This window comes from Chelativorans petroleitrophicus, assembly GCF_025398195.1.
Lineage (GTDB): Bacteria > Pseudomonadota > Alphaproteobacteria > Rhizobiales > Rhizobiaceae > Chelativorans > Chelativorans petroleitrophicus.
The window spans coordinates 55132-65828 of the sequence record NZ_JAODNV010000014.1; the positions used below are offsets into that span (position 1 = coordinate 55132).

Annotated in this window: 8 protein-coding genes; 3 read left to right on the top strand and 5 right to left on the bottom strand. The window is 63.1% G+C overall.

From position 1 onward, the window contains the following. Positions 1-121: 121 nt before the first annotated feature. The 3 genes from NYR54_RS13610 (at position 122) to NYR54_RS13620 (ending at position 2403) form a co-directional block, all read left to right on the top strand. The gene (locus NYR54_RS13610; RefSeq protein WP_261516235.1) at positions 122-907 is read left to right on the top strand and encodes a ThuA domain-containing protein; all 786 of its coding nucleotides are present in this window, start codon (positions 122-124) and stop codon (positions 905-907) included. An 11-nt stretch (positions 908-918) separates the two neighbouring features. After that, entirely contained in the window at positions 919-1959 is a 1041-nt protein-coding gene (locus NYR54_RS13615; RefSeq protein ID WP_261516236.1) for a Gfo/Idh/MocA family protein, read from the top strand. Positions 1960-2076: 117 nt separating this feature from the next. Continuing rightward, positions 2077-2403, top strand: coding sequence for a DUF2934 domain-containing protein (locus NYR54_RS13620; RefSeq protein ID WP_261516237.1), 327 nt, complete (start codon positions 2077-2079; stop codon positions 2401-2403). Positions 2404-2416: 13 nt separating this feature from the next. Here the strand turns inward: NYR54_RS13620 and treY are convergent, their stop codons facing one another. The 5 genes from treY to glgX are packed head-to-tail and all read right to left on the bottom strand — an operon-like array spanning position 2417 to position 10690. Further along, the gene (gene treY / locus NYR54_RS13625) at positions 2417-4114 is read right to left on the bottom strand and encodes a malto-oligosyltrehalose synthase (protein WP_261516238.1); all 1698 of its coding nucleotides are present in this window, start codon (positions 4112-4114) and stop codon (positions 2417-2419) included. Between the two features lie 3 nt (positions 4115-4117). Next, the gene (locus NYR54_RS13630) at positions 4118-4990 is read right to left on the bottom strand and encodes an alpha-amylase family glycosyl hydrolase (protein WP_261516239.1); all 873 of its coding nucleotides are present in this window, start codon (positions 4988-4990) and stop codon (positions 4118-4120) included. After that, positions 4987-6801: a 4-alpha-glucanotransferase gene (gene malQ, locus NYR54_RS13635; protein ID WP_261516240.1), complete on the bottom strand. Its 1815-nt coding sequence runs from the start codon at positions 6799-6801 to the stop codon at positions 4987-4989. The genes NYR54_RS13630 and malQ overlap by 4 nt, the downstream gene beginning before the upstream one ends. Further along, positions 6801-8618 (bottom strand): malto-oligosyltrehalose trehalohydrolase, encoded by a 1818-nt coding sequence (gene treZ, locus NYR54_RS13640; RefSeq protein WP_261516241.1) that lies wholly within the window; start codon positions 8616-8618, stop codon positions 6801-6803. The genes malQ and treZ overlap by 1 nt, the downstream gene beginning before the upstream one ends. Beyond that, positions 8615-10690: a glycogen debranching protein GlgX gene (gene glgX, locus NYR54_RS13645; RefSeq protein WP_261516242.1), complete on the bottom strand. Its 2076-nt coding sequence runs from the start codon at positions 10688-10690 to the stop codon at positions 8615-8617. Before glgX ends, treZ begins: the two co-directional genes overlap by 4 nt. Positions 10691-10697 lie beyond the last annotated feature (7 nt).

A 10697-nucleotide genomic window follows, 5' to 3' on the forward strand; every position in this document is an offset into this window, starting at 1 on the left:
TCCAGTCCCAAACCCTCCATACAGTGTCGGTCGGTTGGTGCGTCTGTGCTCGAGCAGGGGCGCTCGAGAAATAGTGGCGGGGAATCCTGAAACGACAACCATCAAGACAATAAGGGATGCCATGAGCATCAACGTATTGGTGTGGGGCGAAAATGTGCACGAGCGTGAAAACGAGATCGTGCGCGAAATCTATCCCGAAGGAATGCATACCGCCATTGCCCGCCAGATAGCCGCAGATGGCGATCTGAAGGTCTCGACCGCCGTTCTGCAGGAGCCGGAACATGGGCTCAGCGAAGAGCGGCTCGCCGGAACCGACGTGCTCGTGTGGTGGGGGCACAAGGCCCACCGCCAGGTGGATGACGCGATTGTCGAGCGCGTGGCAAAGCGCGTGTGGGAAGGAATGGGCCTCATCGTGCTCCATTCCGGACATTTCTCGAAGATCTTCAAGCGGCTGATGGGCACGCCCTGCGCGCTGAAGTGGCGCGAGGCAGGCGAGCGCGAGCGGCTTTGGGTGGTCAATCCGGGCCATCCTATCGCGAGGGGGCTGCCCGCCTTCTTCGAGCTGGAATATGAAGAGATGTATGGAGAGCCCTTCTCCGTACCGGAGCCGATGGAGACGGTGTTCATCTCCTGGTTCCAGGGCGGCGAGGTCTTCCGCTCCGGTCTCACCTACCGGCGCGGAGCGGGCAACATCTTCTATTTCCGTCCCGGCCACGAGACCTATCCGACCTACCACGACGCGACGGTCGGCCAGGTGCTGCGCAACGCCGTGCGCTGGGCGCATAATCCCGCCCCTGCCTATACGGCGGTTCACGAAGCACCCAACGTGCCGGTGGAAAAGGCTCCGGAAAAGATCGTCGAGCGCGGCCCGAAACTGCACGCTCCCGGCGAGCAGGGCTACAGATAGGAACGACCCACATGCGCCTTCTTATCATCGGCACCGGCAAGATGGCCAATCAGCATGCCAATCGCTTCGCAGCCATTCCCGGTGTCCATCTGGTAGGAGCCGTCGACACGGATCCCGACCGGCTCAGCCAGTTCTGCGCGCTGCACAAGATCGAGCGCCAGTTTTCCTCAACCGAAGAAGCGCTCGCCTGGGACGACTTCGACGCCGTTACGAACGTGACGCCGGACGCCGTCCACTACGCGACGACCATGGCCTGCCTTGCCAAAGGAAAGCATGTGCTATGCGAAAAGCCGCTTGCCACCAGCTATGCGGAGGCTGCGGAGATGGCCGATGCCGCGGAAAAAGCGGGTGTCGTGGCCATGGTCAATCTGAGCTATCGCAACGTGGCGGAAATCCACGCCGCGCGTGACCTCGTTCTTTCCGGCCGGATCGGCGCCGTACGTCACATCGAAGCCTCGTATCTGCAAAGCTGGCTCGTCTCCAAGGCCTGGGGCGACTGGCGCACGGGGCCGCAGTGGCTGTGGCGGCTTTCCAAGGCGCACGGCTCGAACGGCACGCTGGGCGACATCGGCATTCACATTCTCGACTTCGCCGCCTATGGCGCGGCGACGGAGATCAGCGATGTGTCGTGCCGGCTCAGAACCTTCCACAAAGCCGAGGGTGATCGTATCGGCGAATATGTGCTTGATGCGAATGACAGCTTCGCCATGACGGCAAACTTCGCCAATGGCGCGCTCGGCGTCATCCATGCCACCCGCTGGGCGACCGGCCATCTGAACGAGCTGCGCCTGCGCATCTATGGCGAAAAAGGCGGCGTCGAGGTGCAGCACGACCACCGGGGCTCGCATCTGAAGGTCTGCCTCGACGAGGATGCGGAAACGGCCACCTGGCGGGAGATGAAGGCGGAGCCCGTCGCAACCAATTACGAGCGTTTCGTCAACGCCGTGCGGCTGAACATCGCGACCGAGCCCAGCTTCCGCCACGCCGCAGGCCTTCAGCGCATCCTCGATTCCGCGTCGGCGGAAGAAGCGGCGGCGGCCGCGCGGGTCTGACAGGCCGAAGGAAGCTGCACCAAAAATTCCTGACGTTCCGGCCTCCCGATCATCTTTGCTGAAGGCCGGAACAAGTCGCCGTGATGCTGGTTTGTCCCTGCCATTGGAGGGACGACCATGACACCCGACCGGGAAGAGAAGATCAGGCAAAGGGCATACGAACTCTGGGAGGCTGAAGGCCGCCCGGACGGCAAGCAGCAGGAGCACTGGGAGCGCGCCGCGCGCGAGATTGAGGCCGAAGAGGCAGGTGAGTCGGCCAGCAAAGGGTCCGACTCGGACAGCTCCGGCCTGCCGGGCGACCTTCAGGCTGGCGGCACGATGCCCGGTTCAAGCCCTGACACTAGCGAAGGCAGCTTCGGGAACGGCGGGAGCGCCGGCCGGCGCGGCGCCGGAAACGCAAAGCGCGCCAAGAGCCCGGCCGGCTCTGACACAGACGAGGAATAGGCGCCCGCCGGAGCTACGCCGACGTCAGAACGGCGACCGGAAGATCGCGCCACAACGCGGAGAGAGGAATTTTCCCTTCTGCAAACGCTTCCCCGTTCAGCGTGCGATAGGAAGCGGGCCCGTCAGAGAGCACAAGCATCGTTCGCGAAAAAGCATTCGCGATCCAGGAATGCCTTTCCGGCTCGCAATGTCTGAGCACCAGACGGGGCACGGCGACGATCAGTTTTTTGTCGCCTGCCGCGCGGCAGAATGCGAGCACATGGGCCGCCTCATCCCCCGTAACGTCAACCGCCTCATACCCCCCGCGGTTGAAGAGATCGGGCTCGGCGCGCCGCAGCTGAAGCAGCCGCTCGGTCAGCCAGAGCTTCGGCAGCCCTTCGCGCCAGCGCTCCATCGCCTGGGCGGGAGAGAGCTCGCGCACGTCCTCAAGAAGGTCTTGGCGCAGGTTGAAGTCCACCGGCCTGCGATTGTCCGGATCGACCATGCTGTAATCCAGAATCTCGCAACCCTGGTAGATGTCCGGCACGCCGGGAAGCGTTAGCTTGAGTGCCAGTTGCGCCAGGCTGTTGACGATGCCGGCTGGTTCAATCGCCGCGATAAGCGCCCGGATTTCGCGCAGGAAACTGCGCCGTTCGGGCGAAAAGACGCCGCGCACATAGGCTTCAACCGCTGCCTCATAGGGCTCGTTCTGGTCCGTCCAGCTTGTCTGACGTTTGGCCTCGCGCAGCGCCTTGGTCATGAAGGCAACGAGCCGTTCGGCAAGCTCCTGTAGCCCCGCTTCGTCCTGCAATGAAAGATCGGCCGGCCAGGCACCCGCCAGAGCCTGATAGAACAGCCATTCGGTGCTCCTGCTTGGTGCAGGCCCCCTTGGCAGATCCTTGCGCAGGTCCCTCGCGCCTTCGTGCCAGCGCGATACGGCCGCCACCCATTCCTCGGGCATCTCGCTCAGGACGGCAAGCCGGGCGCGCGCATCCTCGCCGCGCTTGGTGTCGTGCGTGCTGGTGGCCGAGAGGGCGTAAGGCCACGTCTCCGCCCGCCTTTTCATGGCTACGTGGAAAGCGTCAGCGCTGATGCCGAACTCATCGGGCTCGGCACCCACTTCGTTCAGGGCGATCAGCCGGTTGTAGCGGTAGAAGACCGTGTCCTCGACCGCCTTGGCCATCAGCGGGCCGGTGGTTTGCTGGAAGCGCGTGACGAACTCGGAACGGCTGCGTGAGCCTGCGGCGGGATCAAGCAGCAGGGATGCAATGAAGGCGATGACGCGGTCGTCCTCTACCTCACGTCCATGCTCAACGCGGCCGGCTGCGCGCTCGATCAGCGCCCGATCCTCTTCGGACGGGCCGCTTGCATCGATATAGGTGCGATAGACCAGGAGGTTCGCGGCAAGTTCGACAATGGCGAGCCGCAGAGCGTCCTTGCCGAAATCGCGTGTGGCTATGTCTTCCACGGCAAGGGAATGGGCAAGGCGCACGAGCGCATCCAGCTCTCCGGCCAGGTTCACCGTCAGGATACGCCTCTTCGCCGCTAGCACCTGATGATGAAAATCCGGATCGTCGCCGGTGAAGTTGCACCACTCCCTCGTCATCGCCGCACGGCCCGCCGGCTCCACCTGAAGGGCAGTGATCAGCCGTGCCATTTCGTAGCCGGTGGTTCCGGCACAGGCCCAGCCGCCGCGCAGTTCCTCCCCGGGGCCGAGAATTTTCTCCACCACCACTTAGTCGAGGCCGGACGCTTCGCGCACAGCAGCAAGATAGGCCTTGGGGTCGGCCAAACCGTCGATGTGGTCGATGCGCAGGCCGTCCACGATGCCTTCCCGAACGAGTTTCAGCGCAAGGGAGTGCACATCGGCAAAAACGGCGGCGTCTTCCACCCGCACGCCGATGAGGTCTGCAATCTCGAAGAAACGCCGATAGGTGAGCGCCTCCCGGGCAAGACGCCAATAGGCGAGCCGCCAGATCTGAGCCTCGTGGACCTGATGCAGCAGGTTCTTGTCGGCGTTGGCAGGCTGAATGGCTTGTTCGAGCGACGTTCTGTCGGATGCGGAACCGCTTTCGCCGACAAGAAAAGCTTCGACAGACGCGGGGGCAAGCGGCAGGCTGAGGTCGTAGTAGCTGAAGACCGGCTCGCCTGACTGTTCGTCAAGCTTCAGTGCGAACTTGCCCTCCTCCAGAGCCTCGCCATAGGGCTCGCCAAGAACGGGCAAGAGCAGTTTTGCCGCTTGCCAATCGATATCGAAGTGGTTCGAGAATGCGCTTGCGCGGCCATGCTTCAGCACATCGCGCCACCATGGGTTGGCGGTCGAAACGGCCATGTGGTTCGGCACGATGTCAAGCAACAGGCCAAGCTCGTGCCGCCTCAAGGCCTCCGCCAGCCTGGCAAAACCCGCTTCCCCGCCCAGCGCGGGATCAAGCGCCTGATGGTCGGCCACGTCATAGCCGTGGGTGGAGCCCGGCGCGGCCGTAAACATGGGCGAGGCATAAAGATGGCTCGCGCCCAGATCGGCAAGATAGGGCACGATTTCCGCGGCCCGCTCAAAGGTCATGCCGTCGCGGAACTGAAGGCGGTAGGTAGCTCGGGGAATGGTCATGGCGCGCGCGACCTTTCCTCCGATATCGCCCCGATTACCGCGCGCAGAATGGGGCAGCTTTCAAGCTCGTCTATCGCGACGGGAAGTCTGCGGCACCAATTCGGATGCTCATCGACGGTGCCCGGCATGTTGGGCTGATCGATCAGCCCAAGCAGGTCTTCCATCTGGGTGGCGAACAGAAGCGAGGGGGCTCGCGCTACGAGGCGATGAACTCCGGCTGCGACGGCCTCGTCGAAAGCTTCTCCCGCCTGATGAGCGCCCAGGAGATGGAGCGTTTCGATGACCTGGCGTTTCTCGTCTCTCCGCCGCGCGCGCTCCTGATCAGCAGTTTCTGTATCGAACAATCCAATCCGTTCCCGGCAGTCGATATCGCTGCCCGTCCACCAGCCGGCCAGAGTGCTTGTGTCGTGGCTGCCGATGCAGGCGAGTGCGCAGCGCGGCCAATGCTCCGGGCCAATGAAGCCGTTCTCGTCCTGCTCGAAATAGAAGATGCGGTAGCCAAGAAGATTGGCCTTCTTCATCTGTTCGCGGAATCCTTCGGGCACGACGCCCAGATCCTCGCCGATGATGATGGCTTTCGCCTTCTGGGAAACCTCCGCAAGCACGCGCAGCATCTGCGGCATCGGATAAAGCACGTAGGCGCCCTCCCCCGCCTTCATCCCGGCCGGGATCCAGAACAGGCGGTAAAGGCTCATGGCGTGATCGATGCGCAAGGCGCCCGCATGGCGCAAAATGGCTTCGTAGGAACGCCTGATGGGCTGGAAACCGCGCGCGGCGATCTCCGAAGGAGAAACGGGTGCAAGCCCCCATTTCTGGCCGGTGGGATTGAACATGTCCGGCGGGGCGCCGATCTCCGCGCCGACGACGGTAAGAGGACGGTCGCCCCAGGTGGCCGCCCCATCCGGGGCGGTGCCGACCGCAAGGTCGAGATAAAGGCCGATGCGCATGCCCGCATCCCGCAGCCGACGAGCGGCTTTTCCAAGCTGCTCGTCCGCTATCCACTGCAGCCAGAGCAGAAAGCGCACCTCGTGCCCATTCTGGCGGGCAAAGGCCGCAACGCGATCGCTGTGCGGATCCTGAAATTCTTCAGGCCAGCTGTGCCAGCCCGCACCTCGACCGAGGCGGGTCATCTCGAGGCTGATCGCCTCGAAGAGCGCATAGAGGCGGAGAGGTTCGCCGGCCCTTTCGATGAACGCATCGAGCCTGTCGCGATGCGCCTCCTGCATGCGGGAAAAAATCCGCCGCAGGATAGCGAGCTTGTAGCGGGTCACCGCCTCATAGTTGACGAGCTCGCCCTCAAGATCGGCAAGCGCCGCTTCATCGCGGTCCTCAGGAGGATCGAAGCCATCCACCTGATCGACCGCGATATAAAGCGGGTTCAGGCATTCCCGGATGCTTGGCGAAAACGGGCTTCTCCTTTCAGGAGCGGCCAGGAACAAAGCGTGCAGCGGGTTCACGCCAAGAAGATCGACGCCCATGCGCGCGGCCATTTCTCCCAGCCTCGCCAAATCCTCGAAATCACCGATTCCGCAGTTCCTGCCGGAGCGGAGCGAATAAAGCTGGCAGGTGATGCCCCAGGCTCGGCCGCGGTCCAGAAAATCAGGAAGATAGCAGACAGCCCCTTCAGCGGCGCGCGGTAGCGTGGGCCACTCCCCTGCAGTAGATTCCGCCCCGGCATTGCCATGCGCCCCCAGGATGCGGAGGATGGCCTGCAACGCCTCGTCCGGCGCGCGGGAAATGCTTCCATCGAGCGCCCGATAGGTGCGGACGATCCCGTGAGTGGCGGCAAGCTGGTCGAGATCACCCGCCATCATGCACCATCCCGCTTCGCCGCGACGGCCACGCAGGAGGCGGGCAGCCAGCCATCCGCCAGGGAGGCAAACACGCCGTCCCGGCTCTCGAAGATCGCGTCGAAGCCGGCCAGGTCTTCATCCGATGCAAGATCGTCGGGTCCGAAATTCACGCACAGGAGGAGGATGCCCTCCCCCGTTCCCCATCGGACCGAAAGGGCCTGCTTGCTATACTGCACGGCCTCGCCCTGCATGGATTTCATGCCGGCCAGATGGGGGACGATGTGGGCGCGGCGGGCCTCAATCAGGCGGCGGAAAAGGCCAAGGCGCTGCCTGCCGGCCTCAGTTGCCGCCCGATCCCAATCGAGCATGGAAGCTTCAAAGGTGGGAAGCGCATTGGGATCGGGGATGTGCTCCGCCTTTTGCTCCGAGAAATGGTCAAAGTCGGCAAATTCCCGCCGCCTGCCTTCCCGCACTGCACGGGCAAGCTCGCCATGGAAATCGGTGAAAAAGAGAAACGGATTGGTTTCACCGAACTCCTCGCCCATGAAGACAAGCGGCATCTGCGGATTGAGCAGAAGAATTGCCGTCAGCAGTTCCACTATATCCGGTTCCGCGAGCGCCGCGAGCCGTTCTCCCAAGGCGCGGTTGCCGATCTGATCGTGGTTCTGCAAGAAAGCGACAAAGGTCGATGGCGGCTGCCCGGCGCTTGGCTCGCCGCGCGGCTTGCCTTCCCTCGGGCTATAGGACTCGCCCTGATAGCAGAAGCCTTCCGCCAGCGCCCTTGCCAAATGGCTAACGGGATCATCCGCGAAGGCGGCATAGTAGCCGGAGCTTTCGCCTGTGGCGATGCAGTGGGCGGCATGATGAAAATCGTCGTTCCATTCGGCGGTGAAAAGCAGCGGGCTGTTCTGCTCATCGCGCGGATGAAGCGCAACGATGTTGCGCTCATCCTCCGTCATCAGGTGAATTTCCCGGCCGGAAAATTGCGCCCGGATGGCGGCTGCCATCTCTTCCAGGATGGGCGTTTCGCTTTCATCCTTGATCTGGTCGATGGCATCGAAACGCAGCCCATCGAAGCGGAATTCGTGGAGCCAGTAGAGCGGATTTTCGAGAAAGAAGGCCCGGACGGCAGGCTCCTCGAAGCGGATCGCAGGTCCCCAGGGCGTCTTCCGCCCAGGGTCGAAGAAATCCGGTGCGTAAGCGTTCAGATAGTTCCCGTCCGGACCGAAGTGGTTGTAGACCACATCGAGAAAGATCATCAGGCCACGCTGATGCGAAGCGTCCACAAGGCGCTTCAGGCCTTCCGCGCCGCCATAGGCCGAATGGGGACAATAAGGCAGAACGCCATCATACCCCCAGCCGCGCGTGCCGGAAAACTGCGCGACCGGCATGAGTTCGATCGCCGTAAAGCCTGCCGAGGCAATGTGGTCGAGCCTCTTCAGCACGCCACCGAAATTGCCCTCGGGCGTGAAGGCGCCGACATGCAGCTCATAGATGATGGCCTCTTCCCACGGGCGGCCTGTCCAGCTCTGTGACTGCCAGGCGAAGGCAGACGAAGTCAGTACGCTGGGGCCATGGACATCCGAAAGCTGCGCGCGGGAAGCTGGATCGGGAAACATCATGCCATCAGGCAGGATGAAACCGTAAGGTGTTCCTGCCGCAGCCCCCGACACCTCGAGCGAGAACCAGCCATCGTCCCGCCGCTCCATCGGGCGCTGCCAGCCGCCAAGGTCCAACCGTAGCTCCTCAAGCGCCGGGGCCCAGAGCCGGAAGAGAGCGGAACCGTCCGGACCAAGGCTTGCGCCCCAGGTGGTTCTGAAAGGTTCCCGGTTCATCGCAGGCGCCCTTCCAGTACGGCCATGGAGCGATCCGCGAGCTCGAACGTGTGCGGAACGCGCATCGCTTCCCAAACGGGCCAGCGGCCGTTGTCCGTGCGCATGACCAGCTTCCATCCGGCCGCACCCAGTTCGGACGCAAGCGAAAATTCCACCGGCTCGTGAAACCCGTTGATGAGGAGGAGGATGCACTGCCCCCGCTCGTCGCAGTGCAGGAGGCCGAGGCTTCGCAGGTCGGGATTGGTCCAGTCCTCGTCCGTCATCGGCTCGCCCGAGGGGCGCAGCCAGGAGACATCCTTGAACTTGTCCGCGATCATGTCGCCGTGCAGGAAGCGTTTGGTACGCAACCGCGCGCGCGCTTTCCGATAAAGGATCAGCCGGCGCACGAACTTCAGGAATTCCTCGTCCTCCGGCTCGTACCCTTCCCAGGGTAGCCAGTTCATCTCATTGTCCTGGCAGTAGGCGTTGTTGTTGCCGTGCTGGGTGCGGCCCACCTCGTCGCCCATCAGAAGCATGGGCGTGCCTTGCGACAGGAACATGGTGGCTATCGCATTGCGGCGCATCCTGTCCCTCAAGGCGCGGATCTCGGGATCGTCCGTCGGTCCCTCTGCGCCGCAATTCCAGCTTCGGTTGTCGCTGTGCCCGTCACGGTTTTCCTCCTGATTGGCCTCGTTGTGCCGCTCGTTGTAGGAATAAAGGTCCTTCAGCGTGAACCCGTCGTGAGCGGTGACGAAATTGATGCTCGACCAGGGTTTTCGCCCACGCTTGTCGAACAGGGAGGCCGACCCCAAAAGGCCGCTCGCCAGGCTGGGCGCCACATGCTCGTCACCGCGCCAGAAGGACCGCACCCAATCGCGATAGGCGCCGTTCCACTCGGCCCAGCCAGGAGGGAAGTTGCCGAGCTGATAGCCGTCGGGGCCCAGATCCCAAGGCTCCGCGATCAATTTGACGCGCGATAAGACCGGGTCCTGCCGCAAGGTGTCGAAGAAGACGGATGACGGCTCGAAATTGTCCCGTTCCCGGCCGAGCGCGGTGGCAAGGTCGAAGCGGAAGCCGTCGACATGACATTCCTCGACCCAGTAGCGGAGCGAATCCATGACCATCTGCAGCACGCGCGGATGCTTGAGATTGAGCGTATTGCCGCAGCCGGTGGTGTCGTAATAGTAGCGCGGGTCGTCTCCGAGGATGTAATAGCTGGCATTGTCGAGGCCGCGGAAGGAGAGCGTCGGCCCCATTTCATTGCCCTCGGCCGTGTGATTGTAGACCACGTCGAGGATGACCTCGATGCCCGCCTCGTGCAGCTTGCGCACCATGCGCTTGAACTCATGGAGTCCGCCGCCGGGCGAGATGTAGCGCGGCGCAGGCGCAAAGAAGCCGATCGTGTTGTAGCCCCAGTAATTTGTCAGCCTTTTCTCGACGAGATAGCGGTCGTCGAAAAAGGCCTGCACGGGCAAGAGTTCGATGGCCGTAATGCCGAGCTTCACGAGATAGTCGATGACGCGGGAGTCGGCGAGACCGCCGAAGGTGCCGCGCAGCTGCTCCGGCACCTTTGGATGAAGGGCCGTCATGCCCTTCACATGGGCTTCGTAGATGATGGTGTCGGGCCAGGCGGTCTGCGGCCGCACGTCGTTGCCCCAGGTGGCGGCGGTGTCCGTCACCACACATTTGGGCATGACGAAGGCGGAGTCGCGCCGGTCCATCGAGAGATCGAGCCGGGGCGAGCCGACGCGGTAGCCGAAACAGGCGTCGTGCCAGCGCAGGTCGCCCAGAAGCAGCTTGGCATAGGGATCGATCAGAAGCTTGGCCGGATTGAAGCGGTGGCCATTGGCGGGATCGTACGGTCCATGGGCGCGCAGCCCGTAAACCTGGCCGGGCCTCAAATCGGGGAAATAGCCGTGCCAGACTTCATGGGTGTATTCGGGCAGCGGAACACGGCGGATTTCCCGCTTACCCTTGGCATCGAAAAGGCAAAGCTCGATCTTCGAGGCATGCGCCGAAAAGACGGCGACATTCACGCCGGAGCCGTCCCAGGTGGCGCCGAGAGGGTAAGGAAGGCCGGCTTCGACGCGCAATATGAAG